This window comes from Bartonella australis AUST/NH1 (assembly GCF_000341355.1).
Lineage (GTDB): Bacteria > Pseudomonadota > Alphaproteobacteria > Rhizobiales > Rhizobiaceae > Bartonella > Bartonella australis.
In genome coordinates, this window is sequence record NC_020300.1 from 793,325 (window position 1) to 811,934 (window position 18,610).

General features: G+C 37.8%; 18 protein-coding genes and 1 tRNA gene. 14 read left to right on the top strand and 5 right to left on the bottom strand.

What is annotated here, in order from left to right; translation table 11 throughout:
- The first annotated feature begins 6 nt into the window (after nucleotides 1-6).
- Nucleotides 7-780 carry an alpha/beta fold hydrolase gene (locus BANH1_RS03370; RefSeq protein WP_015398019.1) on the top strand — a complete coding sequence of 258 codons (774 nt, stop codon included), beginning with the start codon at nucleotides 7-9 and terminating at the stop codon, nucleotides 778-780.
- Between the two features lie 416 nt (nucleotides 781-1,196).
- The gene (locus BANH1_RS03375; protein WP_015398020.1) at nucleotides 1,197-1,409 is read left to right on the top strand and encodes a DUF3126 family protein; all 213 of its coding nucleotides are present in this window, start codon (nucleotides 1,197-1,199) and stop codon (nucleotides 1,407-1,409) included.
- A gap of 29 nt (nucleotides 1,410-1,438) precedes the next feature.
- Here the strand turns inward: BANH1_RS03375 and radC are convergent, their stop codons facing one another.
- Genes radC through sfsA form a run of 3 tightly spaced genes read right to left on the bottom strand, consistent with a single transcriptional unit; the run spans nucleotide 1,439 to nucleotide 3,790 of the window.
- Nucleotides 1,439-2,233: a RadC family protein gene (radC, locus tag BANH1_RS03380; RefSeq protein ID WP_015398021.1), complete on the bottom strand. Its 795-nt coding sequence runs from the start codon at nucleotides 2,231-2,233 to the stop codon at nucleotides 1,439-1,441.
- A gap of 17 nt (nucleotides 2,234-2,250) precedes the next feature.
- Entirely contained in the window at nucleotides 2,251-3,081 is an 831-nt protein-coding gene (gene map / locus BANH1_RS03385; RefSeq protein WP_015398022.1) for a type I methionyl aminopeptidase, read from the bottom strand.
- Entirely contained in the window at nucleotides 3,065-3,790 is a 726-nt protein-coding gene (gene sfsA / locus BANH1_RS03390; RefSeq protein ID WP_015398023.1) for a DNA/RNA nuclease SfsA, read from the bottom strand. Before sfsA ends, map begins: the two co-directional genes overlap by 17 nt.
- Before the next feature lie 313 nt (nucleotides 3,791-4,103).
- Here sfsA and BANH1_RS03395 point away from each other — a divergent pair, with 313 nt between their 5' ends.
- The 4 genes from BANH1_RS03395 (at nucleotide 4,104) to ttcA (ending at nucleotide 7,702) form a co-directional block, all read left to right on the top strand.
- Complete coding sequence (locus BANH1_RS03395) at nucleotides 4,104-4,940, top strand: RNA methyltransferase (protein ID WP_015398024.1); 837 nt, start codon at nucleotides 4,104-4,106, stop codon at nucleotides 4,938-4,940.
- A complete protein-coding gene (gene murI, locus BANH1_RS03400) occupies nucleotides 4,933-5,745 on the top strand; it encodes a glutamate racemase (RefSeq protein ID WP_041582976.1) in 813 nt (270 codons plus the stop codon). Before BANH1_RS03395 ends, murI begins: the two co-directional genes overlap by 8 nt.
- A gap of 181 nt (nucleotides 5,746-5,926) precedes the next feature.
- Nucleotides 5,927-6,544 (top strand): 30S ribosomal protein S4, encoded by a 618-nt coding sequence (gene rpsD / locus BANH1_RS03405; protein WP_015398026.1) that lies wholly within the window; start codon nucleotides 5,927-5,929, stop codon nucleotides 6,542-6,544.
- Between the two features lie 270 nt (nucleotides 6,545-6,814).
- Nucleotides 6,815-7,702: a tRNA 2-thiocytidine(32) synthetase TtcA gene (gene ttcA, locus BANH1_RS03410; protein ID WP_015398027.1), complete on the top strand. Its 888-nt coding sequence runs from the start codon at nucleotides 6,815-6,817 to the stop codon at nucleotides 7,700-7,702.
- Nucleotides 7,703-7,738: 36 nt separating this feature from the next.
- Here ttcA and rimO read toward each other — a convergent pair whose 3' ends face one another.
- Nucleotides 7,739-9,052, bottom strand: coding sequence for a 30S ribosomal protein S12 methylthiotransferase RimO (gene rimO / locus BANH1_RS03415; RefSeq protein ID WP_015398028.1), 1,314 nt, complete (start codon nucleotides 9,050-9,052; stop codon nucleotides 7,739-7,741).
- Nucleotides 9,053-9,273: 221 nt separating this feature from the next.
- Nucleotides 9,274-9,987, bottom strand: coding sequence for a transcriptional repressor LexA (gene lexA / locus BANH1_RS03420; protein WP_015398029.1), 714 nt, complete (start codon nucleotides 9,985-9,987; stop codon nucleotides 9,274-9,276).
- 816 nt (nucleotides 9,988-10,803) lie between these two features.
- Between lexA and BANH1_RS03425 the strand changes: the two genes are divergently transcribed.
- From BANH1_RS03425 to BANH1_RS03460, 8 genes are all read left to right on the top strand, one after another.
- A tRNA-Lys gene (locus BANH1_RS03425) sits at nucleotides 10,804-10,879 on the top strand.
- A 331-nt stretch (nucleotides 10,880-11,210) separates the two neighbouring features.
- Nucleotides 11,211-11,999 carry a septal ring lytic transglycosylase RlpA family protein gene (locus BANH1_RS03430; RefSeq protein WP_338022601.1) on the top strand — a complete coding sequence of 263 codons (789 nt, stop codon included), beginning with the start codon at nucleotides 11,211-11,213 and terminating at the stop codon, nucleotides 11,997-11,999.
- A gap of 359 nt (nucleotides 12,000-12,358) precedes the next feature.
- Nucleotides 12,359-13,522, top strand: a complete 1,164-nt coding sequence (locus tag BANH1_RS03435; protein WP_015398031.1) for a D-alanyl-D-alanine carboxypeptidase family protein — start codon at nucleotides 12,359-12,361, stop codon at nucleotides 13,520-13,522.
- 31 nt (nucleotides 13,523-13,553) lie between these two features.
- Complete coding sequence (gene tmk, locus BANH1_RS03440; RefSeq protein WP_015398032.1) at nucleotides 13,554-14,198, top strand: dTMP kinase; 645 nt, start codon at nucleotides 13,554-13,556, stop codon at nucleotides 14,196-14,198.
- The gene (locus BANH1_RS03445) at nucleotides 14,195-15,250 is read left to right on the top strand and encodes a DNA polymerase III subunit delta' (RefSeq protein WP_015398033.1); all 1,056 of its coding nucleotides are present in this window, start codon (nucleotides 14,195-14,197) and stop codon (nucleotides 15,248-15,250) included. The genes tmk and BANH1_RS03445 overlap by 4 nt, the downstream gene beginning before the upstream one ends.
- Before the next feature lie 62 nt (nucleotides 15,251-15,312).
- Nucleotides 15,313-16,872: a methionine--tRNA ligase gene (metG, locus tag BANH1_RS03450; protein ID WP_015398034.1), complete on the top strand. Its 1,560-nt coding sequence runs from the start codon at nucleotides 15,313-15,315 to the stop codon at nucleotides 16,870-16,872.
- Nucleotides 16,862-17,635, top strand: coding sequence for a TatD family hydrolase (locus BANH1_RS03455; RefSeq protein ID WP_041583226.1), 774 nt, complete (start codon nucleotides 16,862-16,864; stop codon nucleotides 17,633-17,635). The genes metG and BANH1_RS03455 overlap by 11 nt, the downstream gene beginning before the upstream one ends.
- A gap of 10 nt (nucleotides 17,636-17,645) precedes the next feature.
- Nucleotides 17,646-18,467, top strand: a complete 822-nt coding sequence (locus BANH1_RS03460; RefSeq protein WP_015398036.1) for an MBL fold metallo-hydrolase — start codon at nucleotides 17,646-17,648, stop codon at nucleotides 18,465-18,467.
- Nucleotides 18,468-18,610: the final 143 nt, after the last annotated feature.

Consider the following 18,610-nt stretch of genomic DNA (forward strand, 5'->3'; position numbering starts at 1 on the left):
TAAAAAATGACAGCAGAAGATGTTTGTTTTTTTGAGCATGATGGTTTGCGATTAGCTTACCGTGAAGAAGGGCAGGGCGCACCCATTTTATTAATTCATGGTTTTGCGTCTTCTGCACGTGTTAATTGGCAAGCAACAGGTTGGTTTCGTAGCCTTGTTGAAGCGGGTTACCGCGTTATTGCCCTTGATAACCGCGGACACGGTAATTCAGATAAAAGTTACGATCCTTCATTTTATATGCCGCCAGCTATGGCTAGTGATGCGGTCAGGTTACTTCAGCATTTAAGATTACCCAAAGCCCATGTTATGGGATATTCCATGGGTGCTCGAATTAGTGCATTTATGGCTCTTTTACATCCGACGTATGTGCATAGTGTGATCTTTGGTGGCTTAGGTATTGGTATGGTAAAAGGAGCAGGTAACTGGAAACCTGTCGCAGAAGCTCTTTTAGCAAAAGATGTTTCGGCTATTGCCGATTCGCGTGGTCTAATGTTTCGTAAATTCGCGGACCAAACCAAAAGTGATAAGCGGGCTTTAGCTGCTTGTATTATGACATCAAAACAGGAATTAACAGAGTCTGAGATTCGTAGTATCAAGCGGCCCGCGCTCGTTGCAGTTGGCTCTTTGGACGAGATTGCTGGTCAAGCAGAGCCGCTGGCAGCTTTGCTACCACACGGTGAAGTATTACAAATTCCTAATCGAAACCATATGCTCGCTGTGGGAGACAAAGTTTATAAAAAAGGTGTTATCGATTTTCTTTCTCGTCATCCTATGGTTTAAGGGCCGTTCATAATTTACAAAGATTAAAGAAGGGGATGATGTCTTTTCGTTTTTGGCTTACGAAAATTTTACTTATAATTACATTATTGCAGTACGAAATTTGTAAGCTGTGAGGCGGGAGAATATTGCATTTAGCGTGTTTTTATGTTTTTTGCGTAAAAATTTTGAACAAATTGTTGCAAGTCATATATTAACTCATTTATTGATAAGCGGAAGTCAGATATTTAGGTACGATCGCCGTCTATTAAATATCGCATGAGCGTAGATATATGAAGCTTTGTATAGATCATTGTAATGGGTGTTTTAGTGTGTTGTGGCCGGATTTTGCTGTAAAGCATGAAGTACGTAATTGAAAATTTTATCGTCTTCTCCGCCGGAAAAAAATTATTGATAATCTCAAAATGCAGGAGAGCGCAGTGAATGCTGATGAAATCAAAAAACTTGACAGTTATTTTAAAACAACATTCCAAAATTCAGCGTTGCAGGTAAAAGCTCGGCCAAAGAAGAATGACTCCTGTGAAGTTTATATAAGAGATGAATTCTTGGGTGTGATTTACCGCGACGAAGACGAAGACGGACTGTCCTATAATTTTTCAATGGCAATATTAGATATCGATTTAAAAAATTAATGTATTCTCGTAACCGGATTCAGTTTTCTTTATATGAGCTTTAGTTCTTTAAAGCTTGTATAGTTGTTACGTGCGATAATAATATGGTCGTGGACCGTGATTTCTAGCGCATTGGCAGCGTCTTTTAATCTGTAGGTCATTGATATATCGGCTTGAGAAGGTGAAGCATCACCTGAAGGGTGATTGTGAACTAAGATAAGCCCTGACGCAGACAATTCCAAGGCTCTAGAGACTACTTCACGAGGATAAACGGGAGTGTGATCAATGGTTCCAATTTGTTGTACCTCATCAGAAAGCAGACCGTTTTTCTTATCAAGAAATAAAACGCGAAACTGCTCGCGTGTTTCATGAGCCATGACGGCTTTACAATAAGCTAATACTTTATCCCATGATGAAAAAATATTACGTTTAGATAATTCCGCGCGGGCGAGGCGTCCTGCAACACTTGAAATAATTTTCAGATCAATAGCGGTAGCTGGACCGCACCCTTGAACTTCTTGAAGTCGGTGGATATCAGCCCCTAGTACCTCAGCTAATGAACCAAAACGTGCTATTAAATTTTTGGCTATTGGCTTTGTGTCTGCTCGTAAGATGGTACGAAAAAGCAATAATTCGAGATATTCATAATCTTCAATTGCGTTACCTTTCATCTTTAAATAGCGTTTACGAAGACGCTCACGATGTCCTTGATAAGACTTATTGATCTCTGCTTTCTTTTTAAATTTTTCACTTTTTGTTGATGACGTTGAATTAAGTGGAGCATCTAAGGTTAAGTTTGAGCAATTATTTTTAGCAACTCCATTTTTATCTGATCGTTTTGCCATGATATTTTTACATTTATCTAAGTACACGAATTTGAAATATAAAAAATATTTTTCGGAGAGTAAGTAAATACCTCACATCCTTCACTTGTTACGCCAATTGTATGTTCATATTGTGCACTAAGAGAGCGGTCACGTGTAACAGCAGTCCAGCCATCGGATAAAATTTTGACCTGAGGTTTACCGAGATTGATCATGGGTTCAATTGTGAATATCATACCTTTTTTGATTTCTTCACCTTCCCCCGGTGTTCCATAATGCAAAATATTGGGGGCATCGTGAAAAAGCTGGCCGATACCATGTCCACAAAAATCCCTCACGACTGAGCAGCGTTCAGATTCTGCATAACGCTGAATAGCTGCACCAATATCGCCTATTGTTGCACCGGGTTTTACAGCGGCAATACCTCTCATAAGGCTTTCATGGGTTACATTTAATAAGCGTTCTGCGGCGCGCTTGATTTTCCCGACAGGATACATACGGCTCGAATCTCCGTGCCAGCTATTGAGGATAAACGTTACATCAACATTAACAATATCGCCTTCTTGCAAAGATTTTTTATTTGGTATGCCATGACAAACAACGTGATTGATGGATGTACAGCATGAGTGGCTGTATCCGTGGTAATTTAGATCAGCGGGTAAGGCGCCCCGCTCAACTCCAAAACTAAAAACAAAATCATCAATTTCTTGCGTAGTGACACCTGGCTTAATAATATCCACAAGTGCATCGAGGCATTCTGCAGCAACACGGCAAACTTTGCGCATTTCACCAAAAGCATAATCGTCGAAGATACGGATTTGTCCGTTAAATTTTGGAGGTACTTTATTGTATTCAATGTAACTGGCCATTTTTTTTGCTATTTTCTATTTTCACTCGATGAATCGGAAAGATACCTTCCACACTTACGTGGCATTTTATAGCATAAAATTCTACCCCTGATTTTACCGCTAAATCAAATTTACGTCCATAAACAGGGTCAAGATCATGGCATACCGCAAAAGCTGAGCAGTCTTCTCTCTGAATTATGTAAAGCATAGCTGCTCGTTTTCCTCGCTGTACAATTTTTATAAGCTCTTCGAGGTGACGTGTGCCGCGCTTTGTCACTGTATCAGGGAATTCTGCTAATCCTTTTTGCCGAATAAAATGAACATTTTTTACTTCTAAATAACATTCAGGAAGAGTGCCATCGCATAGTAAGAAATCGATGCGGGATCGTGTACCATAGCGCTGCTCACTTAAAATTGTTTTATATCCATTTAATTCGGGCAATAATCCACACTGAATTGCCTCCCGGGCAAGTTGATTGGGTAAAGTCGTGTTAATGCCAACCAAGGTATTATCTGCTTCGACAATTTCTAATCGATAGGGATATTTTCGTTTAGAATTATTGTTATAGGAAAGCCAAACGTTAAAATTAGGGGTTGTCAGTCCAAGCATTGAACCGGTGTTAGGAACAGAAACAGTTAAGATGCGTTGATCATTTGTTCTGACCTCAGCGAGGAAGCGTTTATAACGACGAATGAGTTTTGCAGGATAAAGTTCGGGGATAAAAAGCATATTCCTTTATTAAAGTGTGCAACATCATAATTCAATTTAAATTATGGTTCAATAAATCAGTGATACATCCGGTAAAGCTGCGTTCATAAAAAATAACAGATGTGACGATATGTGCCATTGCGTATAAAAGTGGGAGCTATTTTTTCGACATCCTTTGTTCATCTTAAGGTTTTAGGCAAATAATTATTTGATTTTAAAAGCTAAAATTGATTACAGTTTACCGCTAAAAATCTCATTTTAGGGAGTACTTGTTCGCAAAATTGAGTTAAAAAAACCGACGGTAAAACACAATTTATGAAAATTGGTGAAATTAATGGCAGGAACAAATAAAAATTGTAAAAATATAATGAGTGGTCCAATTATTATTTTGGTTGAGCCGCAATTACCTGAAAATATCGGTATGGTCGCAAGAGCAATGGCGAATTTTGGGTTATCTGAACTTCGGTTGGTCAAGCCGCGAGAATCATTTCCGAATGAGAAAGCCAGAGCTGCTGCAAGTAAAGCAGATCATGTAATTGATAATACATTGATTTTTGAAACATTACGTGACGCAATTATAGATTTAAATTATGTTTTTGGTACAACCGCGCGCAAAAGATATAGTTTTAAAGGTGTCAAAAGCGCCGTTGAAGCGGCGGGTATTTTACGTTACCGCGAAAACGCTGGTCATAAAACGGGAATTTTGTTCGGAAGAGAAAAGTGGGGACTAAAAAATGACGAAATCAGTCTTGTAGATGAAATCGTCACTTTTCCGGTTAATCCCGCTTTTGCGTCGCTTAACATCGCTCAAGCAGTTTTACTTATGTCTTATGAATGGATGAAATCAGGTTTAGAAAATTTAAATGATACTGCTTTTGGCGCGATAGAGATGAAACCCGCTGATAAAAAGGAGCTTCATGGTTTTTTATCACAATTAGAAAGTGCTTTGGATGTGCGTGGATATTTTAGGCCTAAGGAACGTAAAGAGGTGATGGTTGCAAATATGCGTTCTGTTTTTACACGTGCTAATTTTAGCGAACCCGAAATTCGTTTATTACGGGGAGTTGTATCTTCGCTCGATCATTTTTCGCCTAAATTTCCGCGGGGAAGTGGCGCACCTGTAGAACTTGATCGGAAACAAGTCAAAACGAGCGTGAATGCTGATGGATAAACGACCACTCCTTTTTTTTGATAGCGGTATCGGTGGATTAACGGTGCTGAGGGAAGTATATGCTCTCGTCCCAGAGTTTCAATTTATTTATGTTGCTGACGACGCAGGGTTCCCTTACGGCGTCTGGGAAGAGGATGTTTTAAAACGCCGCATTTTAAAGATTTTTACGAATCTCCTAGAACTCTATAATCCTACTTTATGTGTGATCGCTTGTAATACAGTTTCTACATTGATGATGGCAGATTTACGAAATGAATTTCCCCATGTCCTTTTTGTAGGAACTGTACCGGCAATTAAATTAGCTGCGGGAAGAACAAAGTCTGGTTTAATCTCAGTGTTAGCGACTCCTGGAACAGTTAAGCGTGCATATACATATGAATTGATAAAATCTTTTGCTGGCCAATGTCGTGTCCAGCTCGTTGGAAGCGAAAAGCTTGCTGGATTTGCTGAAGATTATTTACACGGATATCCTGTTAATTATGAAGACTTACGCCGTGAAATTTTGCCATGCTTTGTTGAGGAAAATGGTAAATATACTGACGTCATTGTTTTGGCCTGTACGCATTATCCTTTTTTGGTCAACCTGTTTTGTGAACAAGCTCCGTGGCCGGTTGAATGGATTAATCCCGCAAAGGCTGTGGCCAGACATACGAGATCGTTGTTACTTCCCAAAATGCAAAGCAAAAATTTGAAAAAACATGAAAATCTTGCATTGTTTATATCGCAAAATATCAGTTTCCCAACAGAGCATTTATTGAAAAGATTCAATTTAAATATAATAAAGGGAGTTGACTTTAATTTGTGAGACTAATAGAAAAGGCGCGGATTTTTCTTTTGAGAAAATGTCGTTAACTGACGTGTCCCGTGGATATCTTCGCAAGTTGTGCGTGAGGTGTTCTGTCAGTCTTCGTTTTTGAAGACAGAGGAGGGCGCGTTTCCTCTGAGTTGGGTTATTTTGACCTTGTTTTTTATTTGAAGGAAATGCGATGAGTAAGCGCGAATCAACAAAATATAAAATTGACCGCCGTATGGGGGAGAATATCTGGGGCCGCCCGAAATCTCCCGTTAATCGTCGTGATTATGGTCCTGGCCAACATGGTCAGCGGCGTAAAGGAAAACTCTCTGATTATGGTGTACAGTTGCGTGCAAAGCAGAAATTAAAGGGTTTTTACGGTGATATTTCCGAGAAACAATTTCATAAGACTTACGTAGAGGCCGCTCGCCGTCGTGGTGATACAGGTGAAAATCTTATTGGCCTTTTGGAGTCGCGTTTGGATGCTGTTGTTTATCGCGCAAAATTTGTTCCTACCATTTTCGCTTCCCGCCAATTTATCAACCACGGTCACGTTAACGTAAATGGTCGGCGCACTAATATCCAGTCTTATCGCTGTAAGCCAGGTGATGTTATTGAGGTTCGAAAAAAATCGAAACAGCTCGTTTTAGTTTTAGAGTCTGTGCAATTGGCTGAGCGGGACGTTCCTGAATATATTGAAGCCGACCACAGCGAAATGAAAGCGACTTTTATCCGCATTCCTTCTTTTGCGGATGTTCCCTATGCTGTGCAAATGGAGCCGAATTTAGTTGTCGAATTTTATTCGCGATAAATTTCTCTATACAAAATTACTTTTCGCTCTTATATCTCTGATATGTCGAGAAAATTAAGCATTTTGCTTTGTTTTCATCGGGACTTTTTTTAGGCGGCGTTAAAAAGTCCCTTTTTATTGGATGCTAAGCGCGGTATGTTTTCTGTTTTTTTATCACGCTGTAACATAGAATAACTCTTTTTTTAAGTTTACGGATTTAAATTAGAATAGGTTCGGTTTTTTATATCTGTTATTGCGCGTGTGGGGTATTACGGAACGGACTGTTGCGTTATGCGAGGTCGTGATCTCATGTACAAATCTTTAATTAAATATCAGGAAACTGCAGAAAATAGTGATCTTTTAGAGGGGGAGGGTACTGGTTATCATTCGATGTTCCGGGACGCCCCTTCAAATGTAGAGTTTAATAAATTGCGCAAACGGCTTTTGCGCCACGTGCGGCAGGCATTTAATGATTTTTCTATGCTTTCTTCAGGAAATAAATGGCTTGTTGCCTTGTCAGGCGGAAAAGATTCTTACGGCTTACTAGCGCTTCTCCTCGATTTAAAGTGGCGTGGTCTTTTTCCCATTGAAATTTTGGTTTGTAACCTTGATCAGGGCCAGCCTGGCTTTCCGAAGCATATTCTTCCTGATTTTTTAAATTTTCACCGAATTCCGTATCGTATTGAGTATCAGGATACTTTCTCAGTTGTTAAAGATAAGCTAAAAGACGCGTCAACATATTGTTCACTTTGTTCTCGATTAAGACGGGGAAATTTATATCGTATAGCACGTGAAGAGGGGTGTTCTGCTTTAGTTCTTGGGCACCATCGTGATGATGTTTTAGAAACGTTTTTTATGAACCTATTTCACGGTGGTCGGTTAGCCGCTATGCCGGGCAAATTTTTAAATGACGAAGGCGATCTTTTTGTTTTGCGCCCTCTTGTTTACGCCGCTGAGGAAGACATGGAAAAATTTTCTCAGTTAATGCGCTTTCCTATCATTCCTTGTAATCTTTGTGGTAGCCAAGATGGTTTACAGCGCAATGCAATGAAAAAAATGCTAAAAGATATCGAAAAAAGGATGCCGGGACGTAAAGACACAATGATTCGCGCTTTGACAAATGTGCGCCCAAGTCATTTACTTGATAAAAAGCTTTTTGATTTCAATGCGTTAAATTAAGTATTGATGACATAAATCTTCTTCTTTTTTGATATTCTAAACTGCAATGCCGTAGAGATCATAGGAATCAGATCGTTCAATTTTAACGGTGACAAATTCACCCACACGAAGCGGCCGCCGCGATGATATATGCACGATGCCATCTACTTCTGGAGCATCGTATTTACTACGGCCTTTAGCTGTTTTTCCGTAACTTTCATCAATAAGAACTTGGAGCCTTTTTCCAACTTTTTTCTTCAGAAGATAAGCGGAAATTTTCTGTTGTTTTGCCATAAAACGGTTCCAGCGACTTTCCTTTACTTCTTCAGCAATATTTTCTAATCCTAAATTATTTGCGGCGGCGCCTCTCACCGCTTCGTATTTAAAGCAACCCGCTCGTTCAATTTTTGCTTCTTCCAACCACTCAAGGAGCATATCGAAATCTTCATTAGTTTCTCCTGGAAAGCCAACAATGAACGTTGATCGTAAAGTGAGGTCTGGACAAATTTTACGCCATTTTTCAATTCTATGGTTTATTTTTTCGATGTGAGCAGGGCGTTTCATATTGCGCAAAACAGTTGGAGATGCGTGCTGGAAAGGAATATCTAAATAAGGAAGAATTTTTCCTGCAGCCATAAGTTCGATGACTTCATCGACATGGGGATAAGGATAAACATAATGCATTCGTATCCAAATGCCCATATTTCCTAACTCAAGACAAAGATCCAAAAATTTTGTTTTTATTGTGCGGTCTTTCCAAAGGCTTTCAGAATATTTTACATCGATTCCGTAAGCACCGGTATCTTGAGAAATAACCAAAAGCTCTTTTACACCTGCTTGTACAAGTTTTTCTGCTTCGCGAAGAACATTGCTTATAGGACGTGAAATAAGATCACCACGCAGAGAAGGGATGATACAAAAACTACATCGATTGGAGCACCCCTCAGAAATTTTTAAGTAAGCATAATGGCGGGGCGTTAAGCGGATGCCTTGTGGAGGCACTAAATCAATAAAAGGATCGTGGATAGGAGGAATCACTGTATGAACCGCTTGCATGACACTTTCATAATCTTGTGGTCCAGTAATCGCTAGTACATTAGGGTATGCTTGGCGAATAGTATCCGGTTCGGCTCCTAAACATCCAGTTACAATGACTTTTCCATTTTTTTTAATAGCTTCGTCAATGTTAGCTAGTGATTCATTGCGTGCAGAATCAAGAAAGCCACAAGTATTAACAATAACGAGATCAGCACTTTTATGATTATTTGATACTTCATAGCCTTCGGAACGAAGACTTGTAATAATTCGTTCAGAATCTACAAGCGCTTTTGGGCAACCAAGAGAAACAAAACTAATACGAGGCGCTACCATGATAATTCCTGCATTTTATTCATTATTGTTTACTCAAAGAGTAAAATTTAAAGTATCCTGTGTTTTTCTGTCTTTATATATTTACAATGCAATTTACTACCAAGTTATTTATTCTTTTCATAGGTATCCTGGCAGAACGCGTGATATAAAATACGGAAAATATACCATCAACTTTTTATTTAAATACACAAATTGTGCTTATTTTTGCTGCATTATTTTAGTCAATATCGACGAATAAGCCCAACGAGTTTACCTTGTATGAGAACGCGCTCAGATCCATATATGCGCGTTTCATAGTGAGGATTCGCGGCTTCTAGTGCAATAGAGGCCCCTTGACGTCGATAACGTTTTAAAGTTGCCTCTTCTTTATCGATTAATGCAACGATAATCTCGCCTGATGTTGCTGTACTTTGACATTTAACAATTATAGTATCTCTGTCAAAAATACCTGCTTCGATCATAGAGTCTCCTTTAACCTCTAAAGCGTAATGTTCTCCTAAACCGATCATGTCTGGCGGAAGAGAAAGTGTATTTATTTGTTGTTGTATAGCAGAAATAGGTACACCAGCGGCGATGCGGCCCATGATAGGAATAGTGACGTTTTTTTTATCTACAGCGTTAATATTATCGAGACTGTCTAAGTTTCTTGATATTTTCTTTTTGTCTTTTTTTATCATACTTGGAAAAATTTTACGAGCCGAAGAAAGATCAAATGTTATTCTATCTGGGAGTCTGATAACTTCTACTGCGCGGGCACGATTTGGTAAACGGCGTATAAATCCTCGTTCTTCTAGAGCTGTAACGAGTCTATGAATACCGGATTTTGAAGCAAGTTCTAGCGCTCTTCTCATTTCATCAAAGGAGGGTGGGACACCTGTTTCTTTCATATGATTGTGAATGAACAAAAGCAGCTCATATTGTTTACACGTCAGCATTCAACATTCCAATCAAGAAATCGAAAAAGAAATCACTAAAAAACAAAACATAAAAAACAAAACATATGTATTTCACACTTGTTCTACAAGTTTTTATGAAATAAATCAAAAATCTTTGCCTATTGTTTGAGTATAAATTAGAAGCTTATAGGGCTATTTTTTTTATGTTCAGCTTATAAGTTACTTAGCTGTGTTCTCTGTGTTATCTGAGTGATGTCGTTAAAAAATAATGATATATTTCGTAAAAACAGCTTCACGTAATTTGGCTATTATTTATTTGTCACGCATCATAATATCGGTTAAATGCTATTTTGAACTTTGTGTAGTTAACTATTTTAGTTAAACACTCGAAATTATCGTACATACTGGTTTTATTATCGTTCGTAAAATATTTACAACTGAAAGCTTTATGTTTTTATTTTAATAGTGATTTTCGAGCACACAAGCTTCCTTTTTATAATATAGATTGTTGCTTGAACGTAAGTATCTACTGATACAGCTCAGTATAATATTTTCGATATATATCAATATATTATATTATAGTTTTAATTTATTAATTAAATGATATTAAACACAATTTACTGTATTTATATATAACTTTAATATAATTACTTTAATAATTCTAGGATATTCACTTATTTAAACTATTTTTATTATTTAAAATTAACAAAATAGCACAAAATGATAAATTAACAAAAATAATAAACATTTTGGATAATTTGAATTGAGGAATAATATTTTTTTAAAAAGTGTTGACCAAATGAGAAGTCGCCCGTATGTTCCTGTCACTTTCCAAAAGCAAGTTAGCTTGCTTGGGAGCGCGTAGCTCAGCTGGTAGAGCAACTGACTTTTAATCAGTAGGTCCAGGGTTCGAATCCCTGCGCGCTCACCAATGATAATATTTCAAATATTATGCAAGAAGTTAGGAAGTTAACTTTTCTAATTTGTTTATTGTTGTTGTCCTAAAACTGTTTAAGGTAAACTATATTCTATTTATTCACAGTTTATAATTTTCTATTTTTGTGCTAGACTTTTCTAAAGCAATTATTTCGTAAATATAAGCTTTATTGTATACAGAAGGTGCAAGCTGCTGTTTATGGACGTGAATAGAAATAATTAGGTTAATAAATGTTTTTAAACAGTGAAGAAAAAGCTATTTCCATTACTAAATTAATATTTCGATTTTTTTTATGATGGCTACATTGCAATTGCTAACGGCGTGCGTGAATCAAGTAACACACTCTGTAATGAAAGACTCCAGTGATAAAATGGAGGCTAAAATTGCCTCAGTACCCCCAAAATTATTAAATAACCAAAATCAGAAAAAAGACGAGGGGAGATTTGTTGTCGGTAAACCTTACCAAATAAAAGGAAAATGGTATCATCCAAAAGATGACCTGAGCTACAAGCGTGTCGGGAAAGCATCATGGTATGGTTCGTATTTTCATGGGCGTTTAACAGCAAATGGGGAGATTTATAATATGAATCTTTTGACTGCTGCTCACCCGACACTGCCTTTACCTAGTTATGCTCGTGTTACTAATTTGAAAAATGGAGCTTCTATTATTGTTAGGGTAAATGATCGCGGTCCTTTCAAAAAGGATAGAATTATTGATTTATCAAAACAAGCTGCAGTAATGCTTGGCTATGCAGATGAAGGTGTGACAGATGTTCAGGTGGAGTACGTCGCTAGAGCACCTACTGATAATTACGAAAATTCCTATTTAATGGCTTCTTATGTACGTAGAGATAGTATTCCATCCGTAACGAAAAAAAAGGAAAAAGATGCTGTATTTTTGGCGTTTAGTACAGACAGCCAGCGACGATTAATTAAAACTTCAATAGATAAAAGGCAACCAATAGTAAATAAAGAACAATCAATTAAGCCTGTGCTGATAAAATTGCCGGAAGCGGGTCCAATTTTGCCTGATAAACCTGTATTATTCAATCAAATGGTTTTCGCAGATAAAGCGATTGGGAAGATTATGATAAATTCGCTCAATCTGCTTTAAACGGAAAATTAAGTTTACGTTAATGATAAAAAATGTTTAAGCGACAGATAATTAATGATGATCGATTAGCAAGTAGCTTATTCCAAACGTGCTAAATAAGTCAGGACGGACATGCTCGCTGAAAAGTCAGATTATCGAGAATTTATTGTATCAGCGGTGAATTTGAAATATTGAAGGTAATTTCAAAGGAAGAAACAAAAGATTCTACAACACATTATTGTATCGCTTTAATGATGTTGAATGAAGCTTGAAAAGTTGTTAAATTCCAGGGCGCTTTGGTCATTCTTTCTACGGAAGTAAATTTCTTCTCGCGCAATATATTTCTTTGTATCGATTTTCTAGATAAGGGGGAATCAACTGTGCGTGCTGCATTAAAGCTTTTGCTTGTCTTATTTTGGATATTAATATTAAATAAAGTGGGATGGGCAAAAGAATTCCAGACGCCCGCGCCGCAGTTGCTTTTATTAGATGGTAATACAGGCACGGTGCTTTTAAAAAAACAAAGTGATGTCGCTTTTTTTCCTGCCTCTTTAGCGAAATTGATGACAGCTGAAGTAGTGTTTCATCAATTAAAAGAAGGAATATTAAACGAGACACAGAAATTTAAAGTAAGCGAAAATGCTTGGCGCAAGGGGGGAGCGCCTTCAGGTACCACTACTATGTTCGCGAAGATTAATACAGAGGTAGGTATTCTTGATCTTTTGCGGGGTATGATTATCGTAAATGGGAATGATTCGGCCATTATTCTTGCTGAAGGCATAGCGGGAAGCGAAGACAATTTTGCAAAACTTATGAATCAAAGAGCTAAAGCGCTTGGACTATTACACAGCCATTTTGTTAACGCAACGGGTCTTCCCGAAGAAGGGCAATTTGTCACGTTATATGACATGATCACGTTAGCGCGTCATATTGCGCGTGAATACCCTGATTATTACGCGCTTTATAGTGAGCCTCATTTTACTTGGAATAAAATTTTTCAACGCAATAAAAACCCCTTTATTTCTGAGAAAATTGGCGTAGAGGGATTAGGTTTTGGGTATAGTGAAAAGGGAGGTTTTTCAGCGGTTGTTACCATTAATAAAGAACATAGGCGCCTTTTTTTAGCGATGAATGGTTTACAAAATAATAAAGAGCGTACAAAAGAAGTGGTACGCACTTTCCAATGGGGAATGACAGCTTTTGACCTAAAAACAGTTTTGGCAAAAGGAGAAATAGTCGGTTACGCTTCTGTTTACGGTGGATCGCAAATTTCTGTTCCCCTTATCGTTAAAGAGCCAATAAATTTTATGCTTTCAAATGAAAAGAAGAAGAATATTAAAGCAGTAATTAGATATCCTGGTCCGCTGAAAGCCCCTGTTTTTTCTGGACAACAAGTCGGTGTTATTCAGATTTTATTGGATAAAAATCTCCTTCTTGAAAAGCCAGTTTTTACTGGATCTGATATTCAAGAAGGAAATTTTTTTATAAAAGTAAGAGATGCGTTATATGAAGCAACAATCGGGAAATTGCGAAGATATTTATAATGCGCACTAAATAAAAAATTAAGGTCCATACGTGTCAGGTTATTTTATCACATTTGAAGGCGGGGAGGGGGCGGGTAAAACGACTCAAATCTTTTTTCTTGCTCAGTATTTTCGGAATAAAGGCTACGAAGTCGTTGTAACACGAGAGCCTGGAGGAACAGCAGGTGCTGAAGCGATTCGCTATATTTTATTGTCTGGTAATGTAGAGCAATACGGAGCCTTCGCTGAAGCAATCTTGTTCACAGCTGCACGTGCTGACCACGTCGCTAAAGTAATAGCACCTTCGTTGAAGGAAGGTAAAATTGTTTTATGTGATCGTTTTATTGATTCCACGCGTGTTTATCAAGGATTAAATGGCCAAGTAAGTTCCCATATTCTTTCTATTTTAGAAGATATTGGTATGTGCGGAATAATACCTAACTTGACGTTTTTGTTAGATGTACCGGCGAAATTTGGCGTGCAGCGTACAAATTTACGAAGAAAAAAAACTGAAAAAATTGATTATTTTGAAAAAGATGAATTAAGTGTTCAAGAACAAAGACGACAGGCTTTTCTTCAACTAGCTAAAAATGAACCTCACAGGTTTCGGGTAATTGATGCGACAGGCACAATAGAGATGATCGCACATAAAATAAAAGATATTTGTCATAAAGTGATGTTAGATTATAGCCTATGAGTGATATAAATTTTTTACACCAACATGATGATATTGATGGAATTTTGCCACCATCACAAAACAATATCATAATAGGCCATGAATCAGTTCTTCTTTTTTTAATGCAAATGCGCAAAGAAGGGCGTCTACATCACGCACTATTGTTTGAGGGGGAATATGGGATTGGAAAAGCGACAGTAGCATTTCACTTTGCTTGGAATATTTTAAACAATCAAGAAAGTAAATTTTTACAACCTAAGCGTGATTCAATTGTGTGGCGTCAAATCGCGCAGGGCTGCCACCCCGGCTTTCTGTATGTTTCGCGTCGTTTCGATTCAAATACAAAGAAGTTTAAAACAAGCATATCAATTGACGATATCCGCGACGTCACACACTTCTTAACCCAGACATCGCAAGATGGCGGGTGGCGTGTTGTTATTATTGACTCGGCTGATGATATGAATAGAAACGCTGCTAATGCAATTCTTAAAACACTTGAAGAGCCTCCAGCGAAGACTTTATTTATTGTTATTACGCATTCATTAGGGAGATTACACCCGACAATCCGCTCACGTTGTCAAAAAGTCTCTCTGCGACGGCTACGTGATGATGAGATGAAACAGGTTATTTTACGCGTTTTCCCCAATCAGTCATCTCTCGATGAAAAGACCGTTGAAATAGTTACTCAAAAATCTCACGGAAAGCCTCGAAAAGCGGCTTTATTGATTTGCAGCAACGGGATTAAAATTGTTAAGACCATCGACAATCTTTTAAAAAAAACTATCTATGACCCGACCGTCGCTCACGATCTTGCTCAAACTCTTTCGTTATCTAATACTGATAGTCAATTCCGGCAACTTTGCGACGAAATTCTTGATGAGATTCACAAGAGGGCTGTTATGTTGGCCAGGGGAGGGGCTTTCACTCTTTCCCAAAAATGCGCGCAAACATGGAGAGATATTTATCAAGAAACAGTAGAAATGCAGTTATTTAACCTTGATAAAAAACAATTTGTCACCACTATGCTGCTTAAAGCTCACAAAGTCGTTCAAGAATGTAAGCTTTTTCCGTGACAACGCGGCTAGTAAGAGTTATGTCACTACATCTTTTTATTGCATTTTATGACGGATACGATATGCGTGATACATATTATATAACGACTCCGATTTTTTACCCTAATGCCCACCCCCATATCGGGCACGCTTACAATGCTATTGCAAGCGACGCTTTTGCCCGTTTTCAGAGATTGGAGGGTAAAAATGTATTTTTTTTATCTGGCACAGACGAACACGGCTTAAAAATGCAGCAGACGGCGCGTATATTAGGTATGACGCCCCAGCAACTCGCAGACCGTAATAGTGCTGTATTCCGAAAAATGCTTACAATACTAAATTGTTCTAATAATGATTTTATTCGCACAACGGAAGAACGGCATCATCGGGCTTGTCAAGAAATTTGGAAAAAGATGGAAGCTAATGGTGATATTTATCTTGGGCGTTATGCTGGTTGGTATTCGGTTCGCCAAGAAGCTTATTATGAGGAAAAAGACACCGAAGTTGGAAAAAACGGGATCCGCTATGAAAAGGAGCTTGGATCTCCAGTTGAATGGAATGAAGAAGAAAGTTATTTCTTCAGATTATCTTTGTATGAAAAAGCTCTTCTTGAGCATTATGAAAAATACTCTGATTTTATTGGGCCCGCTGAGCGACGTAACGAAATTATAAGTTTTATTAAGTCGGGTTTAAAAGATATTTCTATTTCACGTACAAGTTTTAATTGGGGTGTTCGTGTCCCAGGTAATCCGAAGCATGTAATGTACGTTTGGGTTGATGCGCTCACAAATTATCTTTCGGCAATTGATTTTTTTGATGAAAGCTCGAAAAAACGTGATTTTTGGCCTGCAAATATTCATATCATTGGTAAAGATATCATCCGTTTTCACGCAATTTATTGGCCAGCGTTTTTGATGTCAGCGGGAATTGAATTGCCTAAGCGTGTTTTTGCTCACGGCTTTTTACTTAATCGCGGTGCAAAAATGTCGAAGTCTATTGGGAACGTAGTCGATCCCTTCGAGATGGTTGAACAATATGGTCTTGATCAGGTACGTTATTTTTTTCTCCGTGAAGTTCCATTTGGGCAGGATGGCAGTTATAACCGCGATAATTTTTTGAATCGTATTAACGCAGATCTTGCCAACGACCTTGGTAATTTGGCACAGCGTTCTTTGTCCATGATTGCGAAAAATTGTGATGCAAAAATCCCTGTACCGGCCGCGTTATTAGCTCAGGATGAGCAGCTATTAGAACAATCTCTTCAAGCACTTGAGATTGCGCGTCAAGTCATGTCACACCAAGCACCGCATTTAGCATTATCGGCTATTTTTTCAGTTGTGACGGAAGCTAACCGCTACTTTGCTAACGAAGAACCTTGGAGTTTACGTAAAAATAATCCCGAAAGATTTCGTACAGTCCTTTATATAACCGCGGAAATTTTGCGGCGGATTGGTATTATGCTTTTGCCTTTTATTCCACAATCAGCTGCTAAACTTTTAGATAGCCTTTCAATCACCGAGGAAGATCGTTTATTGCGGCATATAGGTGATTTGAAAATTAAAGAAGGTACGATTCTTCCGCTACCAGAACCAATTTTCCCTCGCTATATCTTTAAAGAAAGTGATATTAATGATGTTAATTGATACACATTGTCATCTTGATTTTGAGGATTTTTCGCAAGATTTGGATGGTGTTATTCAACGGGCTTTAGCTGCCAATGTTCAACGCATGATAACAATTTCAACGCGCGTTAACGAACTAGACGGCCTTTTGGAAATTGCACAAACTTACGATCAAGTTTTTTGTTCCGTCGGTACTCATCCTAATCATGTGCATGAAGAAAGCCATATTAAAGCTGAAAATCTTATTCATTTATCAAAGCATCCCAAAGTCGTTGCGTTTGGGGAAACTGGACTTGATTATCATTATGATTATACCTCACCGCAAGAGCAAAAAAAAAGTTTTCAAGAACATATCATTGCTTCTCGGGAAACACAGTTACCTCTCGTAATTCACTCGCGCAATGCCGATACAGACATGGAACAGATATTACGCGAACAGATGAAAGAGGGGGATTTTCCATTTATTTTTCACTGTTATTCTTCAGGAATGCGACTTGCTTGTACAGCAATTGAACTTGGTGGTTATATATCTTTCTCAGGTATTCTTACTTTTAAAAATGCAATTGAAGTCCGTGAAATAGCAAAAATTGTACCTCAAAAGCATTTATTAGTAGAAACAGATGCACCGTTTTTAGCGCCTATTCCTCATCGTGGTAAAATAAACGAGCCGTCTTTTGTGCGTCATACAGCAGCTGTTTTAGCGGAGACGATCGGCTTAAGTACTGAAGAAGTAGCTCATATAACGACACAGAATGCTTTTCGCTTGTTTAGCAAAATGAAATAAGGAAGGCGGAATGTTTGATCGGTACCGATTTACAATTTTAGGTTGTGGTTCTTCTTCGGGAGTACCGCGCTCTAACAATTATTGGGGAGCTTGTAATCCGAATAATCCAAAAAATAAACGTTATAGAAGTTCTTTATTAGTTGAACGAGTTTGTAAATCAGGAAAAAAAACAACTGTTGTTATTGATACAGGCCCAGATTTTCGGTCACAAATGATCAATGCAGGTGTTAAACATCTCGATGCCGCTGTTTATACGCACGCTCATGCAGATCATATTCACGGTATTGATGATTTACGCAGCTATGCGCTTTCACAAAAGTGTTTAATAGATATTTATGCAAGCTCATTCACGTTAGAGCATCTCAAAAACTCTTTTGGCTATTGTTTTCAAGTGCCGAAAAATTCGTATTATTCACCTATTTTAAGAGCGCATACTATCAGTGAAGAGAGTAAATTTATAATCTGTGGACAAGGGGGAGAAATCACTTTTAAAACACATTTACAGTTGCATGGCGCTATTTATTCTTTTGGTTTCCGTATTGGTAATGTTGCATATTGCACAGATGTTAATAAATTTCCCGAAAAGACATTACTTGGTTTAATGAATTTAGACGTTCTAATTATCGGAGCTCTTCAATTTAAACCTCATTTAAGTCACTTTTCAGTTGATCAAGCATTACATTGGATAGAGTACCTTAAACCAAAGCAAGCTATTTTAACACATATGGATGACTCACTTGATTATAACGACGTTGTAAATTACGTTCCGTCGCACGTTAAGCCTGCGTATCAAGGCCTTATCTTAGAAACGAACGTACCGTTAAATGATTAATTGTCATAAAAATGTTTTCACTGAATTATAGTCATAATATTGACATAATTCGAACTTATCAAATTTAATATTAATCTTAACTTACGTGGTAAGATCGCGTAATAAAGTTCCATAATATATATTATGCGATATTTATCACGATT